Source organism: Limnobacter alexandrii, assembly GCF_005871185.1.
In the GTDB taxonomy this organism is placed as follows: domain Bacteria; phylum Pseudomonadota; class Gammaproteobacteria; order Burkholderiales; family Burkholderiaceae_B; genus Limnobacter; species Limnobacter alexandrii.
Genome location: NZ_SWKN01000014.1, coordinates 24,227 through 41,635, shown reverse-complemented (window position 1 = coordinate 41,635; position 17,409 = coordinate 24,227). Strand labels below are relative to the sequence as shown.

Annotated in this window: 19 protein-coding genes; 17 read left to right on the top strand and 2 right to left on the bottom strand. The window is 53.1% G+C overall.

What is annotated here, in order from left to right; all coding sequences use genetic code 11:
• Positions 1 to 33: 33 nt before the first annotated feature.
• The 13 genes from FCS97_RS16365 (at position 34) to FCS97_RS16305 (ending at position 13,118) form a co-directional block, all read left to right on the top strand.
• Positions 34 to 627, top strand: coding sequence for a DUF2796 domain-containing protein (locus tag FCS97_RS16365; protein ID WP_138519505.1), 594 nt, complete (start codon positions 34 to 36; stop codon positions 625 to 627).
• On the top strand, positions 624 to 1,307 hold the full coding sequence (locus FCS97_RS16360; protein WP_138519504.1) for an ABC transporter ATP-binding protein: 684 nt from the start codon (positions 624 to 626) through the stop codon (positions 1,305 to 1,307). Before FCS97_RS16365 ends, FCS97_RS16360 begins: the two co-directional genes overlap by 4 nt.
• Entirely contained in the window at positions 1,304 to 2,602 is a 1,299-nt protein-coding gene (locus FCS97_RS16355) for an ABC transporter permease (protein ID WP_171035354.1), read from the top strand. The genes FCS97_RS16360 and FCS97_RS16355 overlap by 4 nt, the downstream gene beginning before the upstream one ends.
• A gap of 34 nt (positions 2,603 to 2,636) precedes the next feature.
• Positions 2,637 to 3,320: a DUF3299 domain-containing protein gene (locus tag FCS97_RS16350; RefSeq protein WP_138519503.1), complete on the top strand. Its 684-nt coding sequence runs from the start codon at positions 2,637 to 2,639 to the stop codon at positions 3,318 to 3,320.
• A 147-nt stretch (positions 3,321 to 3,467) separates the two neighbouring features.
• Positions 3,468 to 4,454, top strand: a complete 987-nt coding sequence (locus tag FCS97_RS16345; RefSeq protein ID WP_138519502.1) for an alpha/beta fold hydrolase — start codon at positions 3,468 to 3,470, stop codon at positions 4,452 to 4,454.
• A gap of 21 nt (positions 4,455 to 4,475) precedes the next feature.
• Positions 4,476 to 4,769 (top strand): LPS-assembly lipoprotein LptE, encoded by a 294-nt coding sequence (locus tag FCS97_RS16340; protein WP_138519501.1) that lies wholly within the window; start codon positions 4,476 to 4,478, stop codon positions 4,767 to 4,769.
• Between the two features lie 396 nt (positions 4,770 to 5,165).
• Positions 5,166 to 6,362: a methyl-accepting chemotaxis protein gene (locus tag FCS97_RS16335; RefSeq protein WP_138519500.1), complete on the top strand. Its 1,197-nt coding sequence runs from the start codon at positions 5,166 to 5,168 to the stop codon at positions 6,360 to 6,362.
• Positions 6,363 to 6,383: 21 nt separating this feature from the next.
• Positions 6,384 to 6,749 carry a response regulator gene (locus FCS97_RS16330; protein WP_105028561.1) on the top strand — a complete coding sequence of 122 codons (366 nt, stop codon included), beginning with the start codon at positions 6,384 to 6,386 and terminating at the stop codon, positions 6,747 to 6,749.
• 19 nt (positions 6,750 to 6,768) lie between these two features.
• On the top strand, positions 6,769 to 7,113 hold the full coding sequence (locus FCS97_RS16325) for an STAS domain-containing protein (protein ID WP_171035353.1): 345 nt from the start codon (positions 6,769 to 6,771) through the stop codon (positions 7,111 to 7,113).
• Positions 7,114 to 7,116: 3 nt separating this feature from the next.
• A complete protein-coding gene (locus tag FCS97_RS16320) occupies positions 7,117 to 9,225 on the top strand; it encodes a chemotaxis protein CheA (RefSeq protein ID WP_138519498.1) in 2,109 nt (702 codons plus the stop codon).
• Between the two features lie 20 nt (positions 9,226 to 9,245).
• Complete coding sequence (locus FCS97_RS16315) at positions 9,246 to 11,444, top strand: methyl-accepting chemotaxis protein (RefSeq protein WP_138519497.1); 2,199 nt, start codon at positions 9,246 to 9,248, stop codon at positions 11,442 to 11,444.
• A 14-nt stretch (positions 11,445 to 11,458) separates the two neighbouring features.
• Positions 11,459 to 11,980 (top strand): chemotaxis protein CheW, encoded by a 522-nt coding sequence (locus tag FCS97_RS16310; RefSeq protein WP_138519496.1) that lies wholly within the window; start codon positions 11,459 to 11,461, stop codon positions 11,978 to 11,980.
• A gap of 88 nt (positions 11,981 to 12,068) precedes the next feature.
• Positions 12,069 to 13,118 carry a GGDEF domain-containing protein gene (locus FCS97_RS16305; RefSeq protein WP_138519495.1) on the top strand — a complete coding sequence of 350 codons (1,050 nt, stop codon included), beginning with the start codon at positions 12,069 to 12,071 and terminating at the stop codon, positions 13,116 to 13,118.
• A gap of 10 nt (positions 13,119 to 13,128) precedes the next feature.
• Here FCS97_RS16305 and FCS97_RS16300 read toward each other — a convergent pair whose 3' ends face one another.
• Together FCS97_RS16300 and FCS97_RS16295 are read right to left on the bottom strand one after the other, a co-directional pair.
• Positions 13,129 to 13,356 carry a hypothetical protein gene (locus FCS97_RS16300; protein ID WP_138519494.1) on the bottom strand — a complete coding sequence of 76 codons (228 nt, stop codon included), beginning with the start codon at positions 13,354 to 13,356 and terminating at the stop codon, positions 13,129 to 13,131.
• A gap of 94 nt (positions 13,357 to 13,450) precedes the next feature.
• Complete coding sequence (locus tag FCS97_RS16295; RefSeq protein WP_138519493.1) at positions 13,451 to 13,933, bottom strand: MarR family winged helix-turn-helix transcriptional regulator; 483 nt, start codon at positions 13,931 to 13,933, stop codon at positions 13,451 to 13,453.
• Positions 13,934 to 14,227: 294 nt separating this feature from the next.
• On the opposite strand from FCS97_RS16295, the gene ectA reads away from it, so the two are divergent.
• Genes ectA through FCS97_RS16275 form a run of 4 tightly spaced genes read left to right on the top strand, consistent with a single transcriptional unit; the run spans position 14,228 to position 17,408 of the window.
• The gene (gene ectA / locus FCS97_RS16290; protein ID WP_138519492.1) at positions 14,228 to 14,755 is read left to right on the top strand and encodes a diaminobutyrate acetyltransferase; all 528 of its coding nucleotides are present in this window, start codon (positions 14,228 to 14,230) and stop codon (positions 14,753 to 14,755) included.
• On the top strand, positions 14,752 to 16,086 hold the full coding sequence (gene ectB, locus FCS97_RS16285) for a diaminobutyrate--2-oxoglutarate transaminase (protein ID WP_212746507.1): 1,335 nt from the start codon (positions 14,752 to 14,754) through the stop codon (positions 16,084 to 16,086). Before ectA ends, ectB begins: the two co-directional genes overlap by 4 nt.
• Positions 16,083 to 16,472 carry an ectoine synthase gene (locus FCS97_RS16280; RefSeq protein WP_138519491.1) on the top strand — a complete coding sequence of 130 codons (390 nt, stop codon included), beginning with the start codon at positions 16,083 to 16,085 and terminating at the stop codon, positions 16,470 to 16,472. Before ectB ends, FCS97_RS16280 begins: the two co-directional genes overlap by 4 nt.
• Positions 16,473 to 16,493: 21 nt before the next feature.
• On the top strand, positions 16,494 to 17,408 hold the full coding sequence (locus FCS97_RS16275; protein ID WP_138519490.1) for a phytanoyl-CoA dioxygenase family protein: 915 nt from the start codon (positions 16,494 to 16,496) through the stop codon (positions 17,406 to 17,408).
• Position 17,409: the final 1 nt, after the last annotated feature.

The window sequence follows — 17,409 nt, the reverse complement described above, 5'->3', positions numbered from 1 at the left end:
GTCGACACAACGAAATACAACAAAGGGACATTCATGACACAGCATGTAGTTCGAACCCGGATTGGTCAACTGGCCACCATTGCCGCATTGGCCTTGTTGGGTGGAAACGCCTGGGCTGGAAGTGGGCACAGTCACTCCCGACACAACGACGCGGCGCATGTGCATGGCGCTGGCGAGCTTGAAGTGGTGCTGGACGGCAATGGCCTTTTCATCAGTCTGTATTCGCCTTTGGAAAATGTGCTTGGGTTCGAGCACAGCCCGAAAACCGATGCGGAAAAGGTCAAGGCCCGCAGGGTGAAGTCACTGTTGCAGGCCAATGGCATGTTTGCATTCTCGCCCGAGGCCCAGTGCAAAAGGACGTCCTACAAACTGTATTCCGATGTGCTGAATCCCCACAGTCATGGTCCCGGTGATGATCACAAGCATCACGCGTCCGAAGACGGGCATGCCGACTTCCGTGCCGCTTACGAGTTTGAATGTGCCGAGCCGGCCAAACTCAAGGTCATCGATGTGCGCGTGTTTCGCCAGTTTTCTGGCTTCGAGAAAATTGAAGTCCAGGCCCTGTTTCCCACGGGGCAGATTGGCGTAAGCCTCACCCCCAAACAGAGCACCTTGGTGGTTCAATGACCGCAGCAGTTCTTCACTGCGAGAACATTGCTTTCAAATACGCCAACAGCGGGTTTGAGCTGAGGGTTCCCGAGTTTTCCATGCAGGCCGGCGACACGGTTTTTCTGGAAGGTGACAGTGGCAGCGGCAAAACCACCCTGCTAAATTTGATGGCAGGCGTGCTGTTGCCACAAAGTGGCGAGGTCTGTTTGATGGGCCAAAACCTGGGCGCTTTGTCGGCCAGTCAATGCGATTCCATGCGGGTTGACCACATTGGTTTTCTGTTTCAGCAATTCAATTTGCTCAGCTATTTGAGTGTGCTTGACAACGTCACCCTGCCTTGCAAGTTTTCAAAACGCCGCAAACGCAACGCACTGAAGCACAGTGTTTCTGTGAACCAGGCTGCCCAGAACCTTCTGGATGCCCTGGGCATGGGCAAGTACCTTGATCAAGCCGTGTCCACCTTGTCGGTTGGGCAACAGCAGCGCGTGGCTGCCGCACGGGCCTTGATTGGACAACCCGATTTGATCATTGCCGACGAGCCCACCTCGGCACTTGATGCGGGCCATCAGGCACAATTTGTTCAGCTGCTGCTTGGGCAGGCCGCACAGCAAAATACTGCAGTGTTGCTGGTTAGTCACAACCCCGATTTGGCCCGGCACTGCGCAAGGCGCCAGCGCATGGAGCAGTGGCAGGCATGATACAGACCCTGTTTTTGTTGGCCAGTCGCAGTGCCTGGAGCCGCAAAGGCAGCTTGTTGCTGCTCTTGCTCAGCGTAATCACCTCCACTTGCCTGTTGCTGGGCATCGATTTGGCGCGGCAAAGCGCCAAAGCCAGTTTTTCAAATGCAGTGGCGGGCACCGATTTGATAGTGGGTGCACAAACAAGCCCGGTTTCTCTGTTGCTCTACAGCGTTTTTCGCATCGGCCAGGCCACGCGCAATGTGCCCTATGCCGAGTTCGAGCGCCTGGAACAAGACCCCCGTGTGAAGTCGGCCCTGCCCATTGCGCTGGGCGATTCATACCGGGGCTTTGCCGTGGTGGGCACCAAGGCAATTTATTTTGACCAGTTTTTGTATGGCACAAGGCAAAACCTTCAGTTTGCCCAAGGCCGTTCTTTTGAAGATTACAGCGTGGGTAAACCCGCCAGCGTGTTGTTTGAGGCGGTGCTGGGCGCTGAGGTGGCCAAACGCCTGAAACACCAGGTGGGCGATAAAATTGCGTTAAGCCATGGCATGCAAATTCAGCGGACCGAACCCAGCCATGCGGACAAACCTTTCACGGTGGTGGGTGTGTTGCAAGCCACAGGCACGCCTGTTGACCAAAGCGTGCACATTAGCCTGGCGGGCATGGAGGCCATTCATGTGGACTGGGCCGCTGGTGTGCCAGTGCCAGGTGCAGAAATTCCTGCCGAGTATGTCACCAGGTTTAACTTACAGCCCAAGTCAGTCACTGCCGTGCTGCTGGGTTTGAACAACAGGGCAGGGGTGTTTCGCATGCAGCGCGAGCTTGAAAACCGGCCCGATGCAGCACTCAGTGCAATATTGCCCGGTGTGGCTTTAAGCACTTTGTGGCAAACCGTGGGTGTGGTTGAACGGGTGTTGTTGTTTGTGGCGGCCTTGGTGGCGGTGGTCAGTGCACTGGGGCTGACAAGCGTCATGTTGGTGACCTTGGGGCAGCGCAGGCGCGAGTTGGCCGTGTTGCGTTCAACCGGCGCGGGGCCGCGCACTGTGTTTGGTTTGTTGTTCCTCGAGAGTGCATTGGTAATGTGGGTGGGTGTTGCATTGGGCGTATTGGTACTTGCGCTGGGCGGTGCTGCACTTGCACCCTGGGTTCAGGCACAATTCGGATTGCAGCTTGTGGGGCTTTCAGAGTTGACCACGGGTTTGATAGCAGTGCTGGCTTTTGCCGCATTTGGCAGCTTGTTGGGCCTTGTGCCCGCGTTTCAGGCCTATCGAAACCAGTTGCAAGATGGATTGAACCCCAAAACGAATTGAATCAACAGCGAAGTAACGTGCAGGTGTATTGTTCATGAAAATTGGAAAGGTATTGGTGATGATCGTGGCCGTGGTGGTGCTGACCGCACTGGGCTATGGCCTTGCATCCTGGTTTCTCGGTAAACCAGCCCAAAGCGCCAAGGGCGCTACCCAACTGGAACAGACACTGGCCCAGCTTTCCAGCGATGCAGCCACAACCGACGGTGAATATGCGGTGGGCGACAGGCTGGCTGGCACACCCAAAAAGGCCACCGAGTTTGATCCCGCTTTTCCAGAGTTGCAGTGGGACAACTTGATGCCTGCCGATTGGGACCCGATGGCTGCATTTCGCGGCATGAATATCGCTGAACTGCAGGACAACGATCCAAAGGCTCAAGAGGCGCTGGAAAAGATGCGCAAAGCCTGGAACGATGCCCCAATCAACCCGGCCTACACCGGGAAAAAAGTGCGCATTCCCGGTTTTGCCATTCCGATTGAACAAAGCGAAAAAGGTGTAGACGAGTTGTTGCTGGTGCCGTATTTCGGTGCCTGCATTCACACGCCACCACCACCTGCCAATCAAATCATTCACGTCAAACTCAGCGAACCTCAGCCCGCAGTGGGTGCCATGCAGGCTTACTGGGTGTGGGGCGAATTGACCGCCAGCAAGTTCAGCAGCGAACTGGGCGATGCGGCCTACCTGCTGACTGCCACAGGCATACAGCCGTATGACGAGTGAGTCAGCCACAGACTCAGCACCTGAATTAGTAAAAACCCCTCTATTTTTATCGTTGACAGGAAGGCATCATGCCCATACCTTTACATCAAGCGATGTTACAGTCGATAAAACAAACAAACGTTTGATTTCCACCGGAGATATAGATTCATGGGCAATATCAGCACTGGCACAGAGTTCGCCGGCATGCATCATCTTGAGCTTGCGTTTCTTGACGATGTTGCACCCAAGTACCTGAGCCTGGCCCGTCCGCCGCATGGTTTGAAAATTCGCCAATGGAAAAACCGCAGCGCGGTGCCCCTGATCAACAAACTGCATTCAGGCCTTTCCGGGCTTAAGCGCCAGCAGGCCACAGTGCTGGACCATGAACTGGTGTGGCTTGAAGGCGGTAACCCCGAAGGCACACCCGTGGTGTTGCTGCACGGTTTTGCGTCGAACAAGGAAAACTGGTTGTCGCTGGTGCCTTTTTTGTTGAAGCAGCACCGCCTGTTTGTACTTGATTTGCCTGGTTGGGGCGAAAGCCAGTTCAATGCCAATGTGCCCTATGGGCTGGACGACCAAGTGGCCCGTGTTGCCGCATGGATTGAAAACCACGTGCCAGGCAAAGCCCATGTGGTGGGCAACTCTGTGGGTGGTTTGGTGTCTGCTTTGTTGGCGGGGCGCCATGCGAATTTGGTTCAAACGCTGTGTTTGATGAACCCGGCGGGCGGCAAGGGCAGTGACCACACCCGATTTGAAGCGGGCCTGAAAGAGGGCCGCAACCCGATGATTGTTGAAAGCCTGGCGGGTGCACACACATTGATGTGCCTGGCCATTCACAACCGGGCAATTGCTTTGGCGTTGGCCCCGGTGATGGCGCAAGACCTGATCAATCGCCGCCATGTGAACCGGCATTTGTTTCACCAAATGTTCGTGAATGCCCCCAATCCCAATGGCCCCGGCATGTCGGCCACGCAGGCGCCCACCCTGATTATGTGGGGCAAAGAAGACCGGCTGGTACATTACACCGGCGCTTACACTTATCAAGCCATTATTCCCCACGCGGATGTGTTACTTTTTGACGGCGTGGGCCACTTGCCCATGGTTGAAATTCCGATCCGCACGGCCAAGGCCCTGCAGGAGTTTTGGACGGCCTGATCTTGATAGGGGAATTTGAGCATGAACATTCGTAACGCCTTCGTCATGCTGGGTTTGCTCGGTTTATTGACAGCATGCGGTAACAAGCTGGATGGTGTTTACAAAGACGACCTGGGTTTGCAGAAGTATGAGTTTCAAGGCAACGGTACAGTGTATGTATCCACCATGGGCATAACCCGTGAAGCCGCCTATGTGCTCGAAGACAAAAAAGTGAAAATTACCAGCGATGGTGAAACCACCATTTATGACCTCAATGAAGACGGCACCATCAAGGGGCCACTGGGCATGACTTTAAAGCCAGAAACCGCCCAATAAGTTTCTCCCCGTATTACCCCAAAACCCGCTCCAGCAGCGGGTTTTTTACATTTGTTCACACAGTTAACCTTTTCTTGCATTCCCCCAACTGCATTAACCCAATATTGGCCCCCTTTTCCATTTCTTTTCTCCCTATTGCCCACATGGGTATCGGCGCAAACTTTCTTCAAGCGTGAAATAGTTAAGTTCACTGCGTTTAACAAAGTGGTCCAACGGAGGACTTTATGCGCAGCACCCCATTCGAATTCCTGCAGCTTCTCCATCACTGGGCAGCCACTGGCTACCTCACTGTTCGTGGTGCTTTGTGCAATGGATGGTATGAGGCCCTGGAACATTCCCCCGCTCCCCTTGAACCCGCAGTGTGCCCGGTCAAACAATTGATAGGAATGTCAGTTCATGAAAAAACACAATAAAAACAAAGTGCAAAACCCGGCCGTGTTGCCCATGGCCTTGATTGCAGCATCGGCAGGAATTCTGGTGCTGAGTGCCTTTATTCAGGGCAGTGTGTGGCCACTGGCCTTTGGCAGTGCGGCGCTGTTGCTGTGTGCATTGGCCGTTCATGAAATTGGAAAAAAACAGCAGCTGGCACTGCAGGCTGAAATTGATGTTTTGTCTTCCACCCTGAACACATTGAGTAAAACAGACACTGAGAAAGTTGAACTGCTTCAGTTGGCCGACGTTTGGGTGCCCACGTTGAACAGCCAGTTGGGCACTGCCAATTCTCAAATGGAGTTGGGCATTGTGAACCTGGCGGAAGCCTTCTCTGAAATTCACAGCAAATTGAACGACACGGTGGGTGTGGCCACTGGCGCAGCCCAGGTGCTGGGTAACACCACAGGTGGCAGCAACGGGCTGGCAGACCACGTGGCGCAAAGCCTCAATGGCATGCTGAGCAGTATTCGAAATTCCTTCGATGAGAAGGCCACCATCATGCAAGAGGTGAAGGGCTTTATTTCCTCAACCGAGGAGTTGGCCAAGATGGCAGCATCCGTTGAAAACCTGGCAGCGCGCACCAACTTGCTGGCTTTGAATGCAGCCATTGAAGCCGCTCGCGCGGGCGAAGACGGCAGGGGGTTTTCAATTGTGGCCGACGAGGTTCGCAAGCTTTCCATGTTGTCTGCTGAAACTGGCGTGAAGATTCGTGAGCGTGTTCAACTGATTGCGACAGCCGCCAAGAAGGCAGGCGATGGCGCAGCACGCATGGAGAGCAGCGATGAAAAGGTGCTCAGCCAGGCCAGTGAAACCCTGAGTGGCGTGGTTGATCAGTTTGAGCAAGTTACAGGTCCGCTGCACCAAGCCAGCGAGCAGATCATTGCCAACACCAATCAGGTGTCTTCCAGCTTGAACAATGCAGTGGTGCATTTTCAGTTTCAAGACCGTGTGTCCCAAATTCTGGGCCATGTACAAGACAGCCTGACCCAGATGAAAAGCCAGCTGAACAATGGCCTTGAAGCCCTGAATGTGGCCGCGCTGATGCATGAACTGGAGCGCAAATACACCATGGCTGAAGAACGTGTAAACCACAGCGGCAAAAGCAGCACCAATGCAAACGCCAAGCCGAGTGCAAGCAATGACGAACTCACCTTTTTCTAAATACCCGGAACGAGAACCCGTATGAGCAAAACTGTATTGATCGTGGATGACTCCACTTCCCTGCGCCAAGTGGTGTCGATGACCCTGAAAAGCCAGGGCTTTGACGTGGTGGAAGGTTGCGATGGGAAAGATGCACTGACCAAGCTGGATGGTCGAAAGATCAGCTTGATCGTGAGTGATTTGAACATGCCCAACATGGACGGACTCACCTTTGTACGCGAGGTGAAAAAGATGGCGGCTTACAAGTTTGTACCCATCATCATGCTGACCACGGAATCGGACGACAAATTGAAAAGCGAAGGGCAGGCTGCGGGCCTGAAAGCCTGGATGGTGAAACCTTTCAAGCCTGAACAAATGATTGCAGCAGTGAACAAATTGGTGGCCTAAGGCCGCAGGGAGGATGCACATGCACAGCGAACTGATTATGCAAGAAGACCTTGAAAACGAAATGGAAAACAGCATTGCATCCACCAGTCACACCCAAGTGGCCTTGGATACCCTGACGATCGCGGATTGCGCAGGCCTGGTTGAAGTGATTCGGCAGTCTTTGAGTCAGGGAATTTCAGTGGTGCTTGATTTGAGCAACTGTCAGGAAGTGGACACCGCAGGCATGCAAATGTTGGTGACCATTCAAAACGACCCTGCTGTGAACCTGCGCGTGCACTGGACCAAGCCCTCGGAAGTGGTGGCCATGAAGGCCGCTCGTCTGGGTGTGCAGTCCTGGATCAACGCTGGTTTTTTGGAGAACTAAGGCATGGCCTTTGAACTTGACCTTGATGCTTCACGCGGCATATTTTTCACCGAAGCCCGACAACTGCTGGCTGAGGTAGAAAGCTATGTGTTGCAGCTGGAGCAGAACCCCAACGACACGGAAGTATTGAATGCTGCATTTCGCGCTGCTCACACCATCAAGGGCAGTGCAGGTGTGTTCGGCTTGTTGGTGATTACGCATTTTGTACACGACCTTGAAACCGTGCTGGACCGGGTACGCAATGCCGAGATAGCGTTTGACGCCGATATGAGTACCTTGGTGCTCGAGTGCCGGGATCACATTTCCGAACTGGTGGATTGCATTGAAGCAGGCGGCAGTGCTGAACACGTCAGCCCTGAGATGGCGGGCGCACAGGCTGGCCTCACAGCCCGCTTAAAGGCTTATTTGCTGCAAGAGGACAAGCCCATGCCCGGCATAGCGGCCAAGGCAGTTGAAGCCGACCATGGTCAGCTTACCTGGCATGTGTCGGTGCGTTTGGGCCGCAGCACCTTGTGCGATGGCTTTGACCCAGCCCCTATTTTTTCATACATGGAAACCTACGGCGAGTTGCAGGCCGTGGTGCCAGTGCTGGATGCCTTGCCCAGTTTCGCAGACCTCGATTCCGAGGCTTGTTACCTTGGGTTCGAATTGCGGTTTGTGACTGACAAAGGCCAGGCCGGTATTGAAGATGCATTTGAGTTTTTGACGGAAGAAAGCAAGGTTCGAATACTTGCCCACAACTGCACACCTGCGCAGTGGGACGATTTGGTGAATGCTCTGCCCGAGGGTGCCGCGCGCGCCACAGAACTGTTGCAAGAGGCAGGCTTTCCCAGACCCCAAGAAGAAACACTGCCCGAGGTGATTGAGGACACAGGCGCGGTTGTTGCCACGGCTTCAGGCAAGTCCAAAGCCGCAGGCAAGGCCACACCGACCAGTTCATTCATCCGTGTACCTTCTGACAAACTGGACGCACTCATCAATTTGGTGGGCGAACTGGTGATTGCCAATGCGGGTACTGTTGAACAAGCCAAACATTTGAACCACACCGCCATGCTGGAATCAACCAGCGCAGTGGCTGGTTTGATCGAGGAAATTCGCGATGGTGCACTGGGCTTGCGAATGGTTCAAATTGGCGAAACATTCCAGCGCTTTCAGCGCGTGGTGCGCGACACCGCCATGGGCTTGGGCAAGCAAATTCAACTTGAAATTTCAGGTGAAGACACCGAACTGGACAAATCGGTTGTTGAAAAAATTGGCGACCCCTTGATGCACCTGGTGCGCAATGCCTTGGACCATGGCCTTGAAACACCGGAAGAACGCGTGGCAGCAGGCAAACCTGCGACGGGTCGTTTGCAATTGAATGCCTACCACGACAGTGGCCACATTGTGATTGAAGTGAACGACGATGGCCGTGGGTTGGCACGCGACAAAATTCTGAAAAAAGCCATTGAGAAGGGCATTGTGACGCCCGAGCAGATGCTCAGCGATGCTGAAGTGAATATGTTGATTTTTGCACCTGGATTTTCCACGGCAGACAAAGTGACTGACATTTCTGGTCGCGGTGTGGGCATGGATGTGGTGAAGCGAAACATTGAAGCACTGCGAGGTTCCGTGCAGGTGCGTTCACGCCCCGGCAACGGTTGCACCTTCGAAATTCGATTGCCACTGACCCTGGCCATTATTGACGGTTTCATGATTGGCGTGGGTGGTTCGGTGTATGTGATTCCACTGTCCTATGTGCGTGAATGCCTGGAATTGCCAGTGGATGCACTGGGCACCGACGATCGCATGGACATTCATTACGACTTGCGTGGCGAGTTTCTGCCGGCAGTGCGTTTGCGCAAGGTGTTTCATCCCGACGCGAAGCGACCCAAGCGCGAGAACATTATTGTGGTCAGCTTTGGCGGTGTGAAAGCCGGCATTGTGGCCGATCAATTACACGGCGAATCACAAACAGTGATCAAGCCACTGGGCAACTTGTTTGAACAGAACAGGGCAATCAGCGGGGCCACCATCATGGGCAACGGGGATGTGGCCTTGATCATAGATGTACCTAAATTAATCACAGAAGTCAGCAGTATTTCAGCAAGCCTTGAGCAGGCCAACGCGTAATTTTACAAAGGAAAACGAACATGGGTGCATTTGATTTTTTGAAAAGCGGTCAGCTGGCCATGGTTGCTGACAGCCTGGAAGTGGAAATTTCCGGCTTGAAAACCAATCTGGAAAAGCCTTTGCAGGCATTGCCCACCAAAGACCTGAGCGGTGATGTGTTGTCAGTGGTCACCAAGATCAACGAGATGATTGCCAGCGTGAATGAACGCGCCCGCAAGGTGGAAGAAACTGCCGTGCGCAGCGTACACCAGCTGTGGAAGAAAGAAACGCTGAAAGGCGCAGCCGATGAACTGCCCTCAGCCATTCGCGATGCAATGAAGAAACTGGAAGCGGAAACCATGTTTGCGCAACGCCAGGTTCAAGCCCTGGAAAGCGTGGCCACCAACGTGATGATTGCCGACGCCGACTACAACATTGTGTATGTGAACAATTCGCTGTCAAAAATGTTGGTGGAAGCAGAGACCGACATCAAGAAAGACTTGCCACAATTTGATGCCCGCAAAATTCTGGGTGCCAACATTGACAGCTTCCACAAAGTGCCAAGCCACCAGCGTGGCATGTTGGCCCGCCTGCGCGATTCCTACAGCACCAACCTGACGATTGGTGAACGCCATTTCAACTTGTTGGTAACCCCGGTGTTTGATACTTCTGGCACCCGCGTGGGTACTGTGGTTGAGTGGAAAGACCGCACAGGTGAAGTGGCCATGGCCAAGCGCGAAGAAGAGCGTGCAGAGAAAGAACGCAAGACAGCACTAGAAAATCTGGCAATTCGGATTGCTTTGGATTCAGTAACCACCAACGTGATGATTGCCGACAATCAGAACCACATCACTTATCTGAACAACTCGCTGAACACCATGATGACGCGCAATGAGGACATGATTCGCAAGAGCTTGCCCAACTTCAACGTGCGCAAACTGATTGGAGCCAACATTGATGTATTCCACAAAAATCCCGCACATCAGCGCAGCATGCTGTCTGCCCTCAATTCACCTTTGAGAACCGGTATCAAAGTGGGTGAGCTCAGCTTCCGTTTGATCGCATCGCCAGTGATTAACGAAGAAGGTGAGCGTTTGGGCACGGTGGTGGAGTGGAGTGACCGCACCGGTGAAGTGGCAATCGAGAATGAAATCTCCGGAATCGTTGGCCGTGCATCCGAGGGCGACTTCAGCGATCGCATTCGAGAAGATGACAAGGAAGGATTCCTGAAAACCTTGGCACAAAACGTGAACGGTTTGTTGACCACCACCTCTGTGGGCCTGGAAGACGTGGGCCGCGTGTTGAAGTTGCTGGCCAACGGCAACATGACACAGAAGATTACAGCGGACTACAAAGGTTTGTTCGGTGAAGTGAAAGACGACGTGAACATGACGATTGATCGTTTGAGTGACGTGATTCAGGAAGTGCGTGGTAACGCAGATTCACTCACCAATGCCGCACGCGAAATTTCCAAAACATCACAGAGCCTGTCGCAGGGCGCAAGCAGCCAGGCTGCCGGTGTTGAAGAAGTGTCAGCCAGTATTGAAGAAATGGCCGGTTCAATCAAGCAGAACAGCGAGAACAGCCGCGTGACCGACCAAATTGCGACCAAAGCTGCTGAAGAGGCAAAAGAGGGTGGCCGCGCAGTGACCGAGACCGTGAACGCCATGAAAGCGATTGCGGACAAAATCGGCATCGTGGATGACATTGCTTACCAAACCAACTTGCTGGCCTTGAACGCAGCGATCGAAGCGGCCCGCGCCGGTGAACACGGCAAAGGTTTCGCAGTGGTGGCAGCCGAAGTACGCAAGCTGGCAGAACGCAGCCAAGTGGCCGCACAGGAAATCGGTGACTTGGCCAGCAGCAGCGTGAAGCAGGCGGAGCGTGCAGGTAGCCTGTTGCAGGAAATGGTACCGGCGATTAACCGGACATCAGACCTGGTTCAGGAAATTACTGCAGCATCGAACGAGCAAACCAACGGTGTGGCGCAAATCAACCAGGCCATGATGAGCCTGAACCAGCAAACCCAGCAGAACGCAGCCGCGTCTGAAGAGTTGGCTGCAACCGCAGAAGAAATGAGTGGCCAGGCTGGCATGTTGAACAACGCAATGAGCTTCTTTGACACCGGGACGGGTCGATCAGGCAGCCGCGGAGCCAGCCCTGTTGAGCGCAAACCAGCAGCGAACAAGTCAAAAGGCCACGCCAGCGTGGATGGTTTTGACAGTTTCGACGATTTCTAAAAGGAGTATCTACCATGAGCAATGTCAATGAACAATTGGCCAAGGCCATGGAGAGTGACAGCGCCAGCCACCAGTACCTGACCTTTCAGGTACATGGTCAAAAGCTGGCGGTGGAAATTCTCCGAATCAAGGAAATCATCGAGTTTGGCCGCATTACGGTGGTGCCCATGATGCAGCAATGCATCAGTGGTGTGATCAACCTGCGGGGGTCCGTGGTCCCCGTGGTGGATTTGAGTGCCCGGTTCGGGCAAGGCAAAACCGAGATCAACCGGCGCACCTGCATTGTCATTCTTGAGTCGCAAATGGCTGAGGAAACGCAGGTGGTTGGTTTCATGGTTGATGCGGTCAATGCCGTGGTCGATATTGGCGCCGAGTTCATTGCCCCGCCTCCGCAATTCGGCGCAGGTGTGCGAACCGACTTTTTGCGTGGCATCGGGAAGGTGGATGAGGAGTTTGTTCTGGTGTTGAATGTTGAGCGCCTGCTGGACTTTGACATTCCCACCGACCTTGAAGACCTGGCGGTGGCTGCAGCCTGATCGATTTTGGGAACTGGAAGGCAGTAATGCGTCACTGAGATCATGAGTTGACACACCCACCGGGGGGATACTCCCCCGGTGGTGCACCATGAGATATCTCAACCGCATGTTCAAACTAAAATACGTTCTTGATATTTCCGACAGTGCCTCTCGCGCAAGGCAGAGAATGGCATTTGCCGGCCTGTCGTTTCTGATCGTATTCTTTCTTTCACCCGGCGGCGCAATAGTCGGCAGCAGCGCGCTCATGGCCTTCATGGTCATGCTGGGTATTTATTTTCATTTGGCCCTGGCACAAGCGTGGCTGATTTCAAACCGTGAGCGCCACTGGGAGAAATTTGAACTTCTCAGTTACTGTTCCGACCTGCCTCTGATTGCTTGGGGCCTGGTGGTCGCCCCGGAATTCCTCTCCGTGCTTTCTCCAATGATCGCTGTGGTTGCCCTGATTCGGGGTATCCGTTATGGGCCCTGTATGCTGGCCTGTCACATTGGCCTTGGTGTTCTGATTGTGCTGGGCTTGGCTGTGTTTGTGCCGTATTGGCAGGCTCATCTTGAACTGGTGTACGCCAATTTGTTTTTGCTGATGGTCTTGCCAATTCAGTTTTATGGCGTCAGCGTGAAAATTCAGGCCAGCTCGAAATCGCTGCGTCAGGAAAACCTGACCGACCCTTTAACCCGCAGCTTGAATCGCAAGGCGCTTGAAGCGGCGGTGTGGCGCACGCTCAATGCCAAAGAGCCTTTCGTGTTGTCTTTTCTCGATCTGGACAATTTCAAACTGGTCAATGACACCCTGGGTCATGCCACTGGCGACAAATTGTTGAAGCGAATCAGCAGCAAGTTGTCAGTTCGTCTGCGGGCTGATGACAAGGTGTATCGATTGGCTGGGGACGAATTTGTGGTCTTGAGCCTGGGCACCATTCGGCAGGACGTGGCAGAAAACCTGGGTCAACGTATCAAGGCAGCCATTGCCGAAGCCACTGATTACACCTGTCCGGCATTGCCGGTGTCTGCCAGTGTTGGCGTTTTGCAAGTGAGCAACTTTGAAGACATCAGTCTGGAAAAGGTATTGACCCGGGCCGATCAATTGATGTATCAGGCAAAAAAAACCGGGAAGAACCAGGTTTTGGTCGAGGCCATGTGATGGGCGTAAATCAGCCTTTTTTGGCGCAGTATTTGCTGACCGGCTCTTGCTGGGTAAGCGGAGTTTGAAGCTCGGGGGCCTGATGCACATAGGTGCACTCGGCTATTTCACCGTAGTTCGAGTCGCGCGTGGCCAGCGCCTTGCTGACTTGAATAGACACAAAAGTCCCCATGAATGCTGCAATTGCAAACCACAATACTTTTCTGTTGCGTCGAAAAAATGCGCCTAAATCAAACATGAAGCCCAGTCAAACCCAGAAAGTGTGAATTGTTGTAAATTGGAAACAATTATTAAAAAAAATAAACAATAAGTCAATTCATATTTGACATGTTTTACTTCACTGGTTTGTCGATCTCGCCCACATCCAGAATGGGCGAGGCATCAATGGCCTCAGCGCCCAACAGGGCGGTTACACGCCCTAGCACCGAAGCGATCTGGTGTTGCTCCCAGCCTTGCAGTTGAGCAAAGCGTTCAGCAAAACGCGTTTGCAGGCTGGAAGGCGCATCATTCACCTCGTGCTTGCCTTTTTCGGTGAGCACCACTTCAAGCCTGCGCTTGTCGACAGTGCTTCGAATTTTCTCGATCAAACCGCGGCTTTCAAGCTTTTGAAGAATGACGGTGGAGGTAACCGGGGAAAGGCTCAGCGACTTGGCCAGTTCACCGGGAGAAATGCCCGGGTTGTCAGCCACCGATTGCAATGTCAGCAATTCAGACGTGGCCATGTCAGCCTTCTTGGCCAGTTCACGGGCGCCTGATTCTGTGGCGCGAATAATTCGGCGAAGCGAAATTAGGGAATCTTGTAAGGTGCTGTCCATGCGCGCTAACCCGGTGATTTAATTCATTTTGATGAATTGTAGTGATTAACAGGGCTGGTGAGTTGAAAATTCCAGCGCTTAGAGCAATCCCACCAAATTTAACAGTTGCGGGGTTGTTCGGGGTTTGTACAGGACGATTTGCAATCGTTTATAAAATAAACTATTATTGAATTGTTCTTTCATAAAAACTCTTTAAATTGTTGATTCAATTCAAGGAGCTTTTACGAAAGGATGAGAAGTAGTTTATTTGTTAATAACAAATGGGTCTGCCAATAACAGAGCCATCTCATCCAAATGTCAAACACTGATGTCGTTTTGCGACATCCCGTGCTCGAAGACGGTACCGCCGTTTTTGATCTTGTGGACGCTTGCAAGCCTCTCGACCTGAATTCTCATTATCTGTATTTGCTTCAGTGCAGTCATTTTGCGCCCACCTGCGTGGTTGCGACCCTGCACGGCGAGGTGGTGGCTTGGGTTTCTGGCTACATTCCTCCGAAACAGACAGACACTTTTTTCGTATGGCAAGTGGCCGTGGGTGAAAAAGCCCGCGGACTTGGTCTGGGCAAGCGCCTGATCAATTGGGTGCTGGCGCAACAAAACGGGATCAGCAAAATTCACACATCCATTACGCCCGACAATGCGGCGTCTTGGGGCCTTTTCAAATCATTGGCTCGCGATTGGGGCAGTGATTTGTCTTCACAAGACTGGTTCGAAGAACAGTCTCATTTTGGCGGGCGACACAACACCGAAGTGCTGGTGGAAATTGCTTTGCCAACTACGCCTCTGGCGACATTCCTACAAACTCAAGGAGTACAACAATGAGTGACTCAAGCAAGTCAATCGACTTTCAAACCCTGAGCAAAATTCGCACATTCCAGAAAAACGAGTCGGAGGCGCGCAGCTACTGTCGCAGCTTTCCAACCCTGTTTGTGCGGGCCAAGGGCAGCTACATGACCGACATGAATGGTCAGGATTATCTCGATTTCCTGTCTGGGGCAGGCTCGTTGAACTACGGGCACAACGATCCAGAGATGAAATCGGCATTGCTTGACTACATCGCAGATGACGGCATCGGCCACAGCCTGGACATGCACAGCGCTGCCAAGGCCAAGTTCATTGATGCATTCAACCGCCATATTTTGAAGCCGCGTGGCATGCAGTACCGCATTCAGTTCACTGGTCCCACTGGCACCAACTCGGTTGAGGCGGCCATCAAGCTGGCGCGCAAAATTACCGGGCGCAAGCAGATTATTGCCTTCACCAATGGCTTTCATGGCGTAACCCAAGGCGCGCTGGCCTGTACGGCAAATACGCATCACCGCACACCATCAGCCTCTACCTTGTGCGGTGTAGACCGTTACCCTTATGACGGTTACATGGGCGAGGGTGTGGACACCACTGAGTATCTGGAGAAGATGCTGAACGACAAGTCGAGTGGTCAGGACGCACCGGCGGCTGTGATTGTGGAAGGTGTGCAAGGTGAGGGTGGTTTGAACCCGGCCTCAATGAAGTGGTTGAAGAACCTGGCCAAGGTAACCCGCAAGGCGGGCGCCATGTTGATTCTTGATGAAATTCAGGCCGGTGTTGGTCGTGCAGGTTCGTTCTTCAGTTTTGAGGAAGCGGGCATTGAGCCCGACCTGATCTGCCTTTCAAAGTCACTGTCAGGCATGGGCTTGCCCATGGCGGTTACGCTGATTCGCCCCGACCTTGATTTCTGGAAACCGGGCGAGCACAACGGCACATTCCGCGGCAACAACCATGCGTTCATTACTGCCGCAGCTGCGCTTGAAAAGTATTGGGCCAACCCGGCATTTGAGCGCGGCATTGCTCAACGCGCTGAAGTGGTGAATCAAAGCCTGAATCGCATTTTGAAGGCCAATGACAACGTCACCGTGCAGGTGAAAGGTCGCGGCATGATGCAGGGCATTGAAATGCAAAACGGCGCATTGGCTGATGAGGTCGTGGCGGAGTGTTTCAAGCACCACATGATTATTGAAACCTGTGGCAATGATGGCCAGGTGGTGAAAGTGTTTGCTGCCTTGAACATTGAAATGGAAGACCTGAAGAAAGGTTTGACCATTCTGGAAAAAGCCGTGGCAGTGGTTAGCGCCAAAGTTGAGAAGGAAGCCAACAGCAAAAAGGTGAAAGCATGATTGTTCGAAAACTAAGCGATGTACAAGGCACGGAAAAGCACATTCATTCGAAAGGTTGGGACAGTGTTCGCATGCTGTTGCGAGACGACAAAATGGGCTTTTCCTTTCACATCACGACCATTCACGCCAAGGCGGAATTGCACATGCACTACAAGAACCATTTGGAGAGTGTGTACTGCGTCAGTGGCAAGGGTGAAATTGAAAGCAAGATTGACGGCAAGGTGTACCCGATTGAGGCGGGCACCATGTATGCCTTGAACTTGCATGACCCGCATATTTTGCGTGCGTTCGATGAGCCGATGATCATGGCCTGCGTGTTCAACCCGCCCGTGACCGGTGCGGAGGTACACGATGAAACCGGCGCATACCCTGCGCTGGCCGAATAAATAAAAAGGAGGCAAAACACAATGATTGTTTCAGCCGTAAGAGATCCATATCCCACACGTGACAAATCTGAAGGTGCTTTGATTCGACGCGCCGAGCCAGTAGTACACAGCGAGTGGACCGAAGACTCACCGTTGACCCAGGAACAGGTGACACAGTTTGAACGTGATGGTTACCTTGTATTGACCGATGTGTTTTCAGCGCATGAGCTGGATGAGTTGCGTGCCGCTGCCGAGCGTGTAAGCAAAAATTGCGCACAAACCCATGCGGGTCAGTTGATCAAGGAAGCCGACAGCGATCAGTTGCGCACTCTGTTTGGTGTGCATGGCATGGAAGGTTTGTTGAAAGAAACGGCCAGCAACCCGCGCATGCTGGAAGTGGTGCAGTTTCTGCTCAATGACTCCGTCTACATTCACCAATCGCGACTGAATTTCAAAAGTCCGCAGTATGGCAGTGGTTTTGAATGGCACAGTGATTTTGAAACCTGGCACGCCGAGGATGGAATGCCTGGTATGCGCGCCATTAGCGCCACAGTGCTGCTGACGGATGAAATTTCAGCGGATGGTTCACTGAAGTTCATGCCGCGCAGCCACAAAACCTTTGTGGCTTGTCCCGGAGAAACACCAGACACCGATGGCTATCGTGAAGCCTTCAAAAAGCAGGCCGTGGGCAAGCCGCCCGCATTGTTTCTCGATTTGCTCGAGGAAAATGGTGGCGTGCAGGAAGTGGTTGCACCCGCAGGCTCGGTGTTGCTGTTTGATTGCAATGTGATGCATGGCGCAGGCAAAAACACCAGTGACCATTTGCGTGCCAACCTGTTCTATGTGTACAACGCAGTGAGCAATGCGCTGAATTCGCCGTATGCCGCTGATGCACCGCGGCCAGAATTTTTGGCTGCTCGAACCATAGAGCCCCTGACCCTGCAGGTGCCCGCTTAAT

Coding starts and splice junctions, on each gene's coding strand:
- FCS97_RS16365 (WP_138519505.1), top strand. CDS start 34: ATGACACAGCATGTAGTTCGAACCCGGATTGGTCAACTGGCCACCATT.
- FCS97_RS16360 (WP_138519504.1), top strand. CDS start 624: ATGACCGCAGCAGTTCTTCACTGCGAGAACATTGCTTTCAAATACGCC.
- FCS97_RS16355 (WP_171035354.1), top strand. CDS start 1,304: ATGATACAGACCCTGTTTTTGTTGGCCAGTCGCAGTGCCTGGAGCCGC.
- FCS97_RS16350 (WP_138519503.1), top strand. CDS start 2,637: ATGAAAATTGGAAAGGTATTGGTGATGATCGTGGCCGTGGTGGTGCTG.
- FCS97_RS16345 (WP_138519502.1), top strand. CDS start 3,468: ATGGGCAATATCAGCACTGGCACAGAGTTCGCCGGCATGCATCATCTT.
- FCS97_RS16340 (WP_138519501.1), top strand. CDS start 4,476: ATGAACATTCGTAACGCCTTCGTCATGCTGGGTTTGCTCGGTTTATTG.
- FCS97_RS16335 (WP_138519500.1), top strand. CDS start 5,166: ATGAAAAAACACAATAAAAACAAAGTGCAAAACCCGGCCGTGTTGCCC.
- FCS97_RS16330 (WP_105028561.1), top strand. CDS start 6,384: ATGAGCAAAACTGTATTGATCGTGGATGACTCCACTTCCCTGCGCCAA.
- FCS97_RS16325 (WP_171035353.1), top strand. CDS start 6,769: ATGCACAGCGAACTGATTATGCAAGAAGACCTTGAAAACGAAATGGAA.
- FCS97_RS16320 (WP_138519498.1), top strand. CDS start 7,117: ATGGCCTTTGAACTTGACCTTGATGCTTCACGCGGCATATTTTTCACC.
- FCS97_RS16315 (WP_138519497.1), top strand. CDS start 9,246: ATGGGTGCATTTGATTTTTTGAAAAGCGGTCAGCTGGCCATGGTTGCT.
- FCS97_RS16310 (WP_138519496.1), top strand. CDS start 11,459: ATGAGCAATGTCAATGAACAATTGGCCAAGGCCATGGAGAGTGACAGC.
- FCS97_RS16305 (WP_138519495.1), top strand. CDS start 12,069: ATGAGATATCTCAACCGCATGTTCAAACTAAAATACGTTCTTGATATT.
- FCS97_RS16300 (WP_138519494.1), bottom strand. CDS start 13,356: ATGTTTGATTTAGGCGCATTTTTTCGACGCAACAGAAAAGTATTGTGG.
- FCS97_RS16295 (WP_138519493.1), bottom strand. CDS start 13,933: ATGGACAGCACCTTACAAGATTCCCTAATTTCGCTTCGCCGAATTATT.
- ectA (WP_138519492.1), top strand. CDS start 14,228: ATGTCAAACACTGATGTCGTTTTGCGACATCCCGTGCTCGAAGACGGT.
- ectB (WP_212746507.1), top strand. CDS start 14,752: ATGAGTGACTCAAGCAAGTCAATCGACTTTCAAACCCTGAGCAAAATT.
- FCS97_RS16280 (WP_138519491.1), top strand. CDS start 16,083: ATGATTGTTCGAAAACTAAGCGATGTACAAGGCACGGAAAAGCACATT.
- FCS97_RS16275 (WP_138519490.1), top strand. CDS start 16,494: ATGATTGTTTCAGCCGTAAGAGATCCATATCCCACACGTGACAAATCT.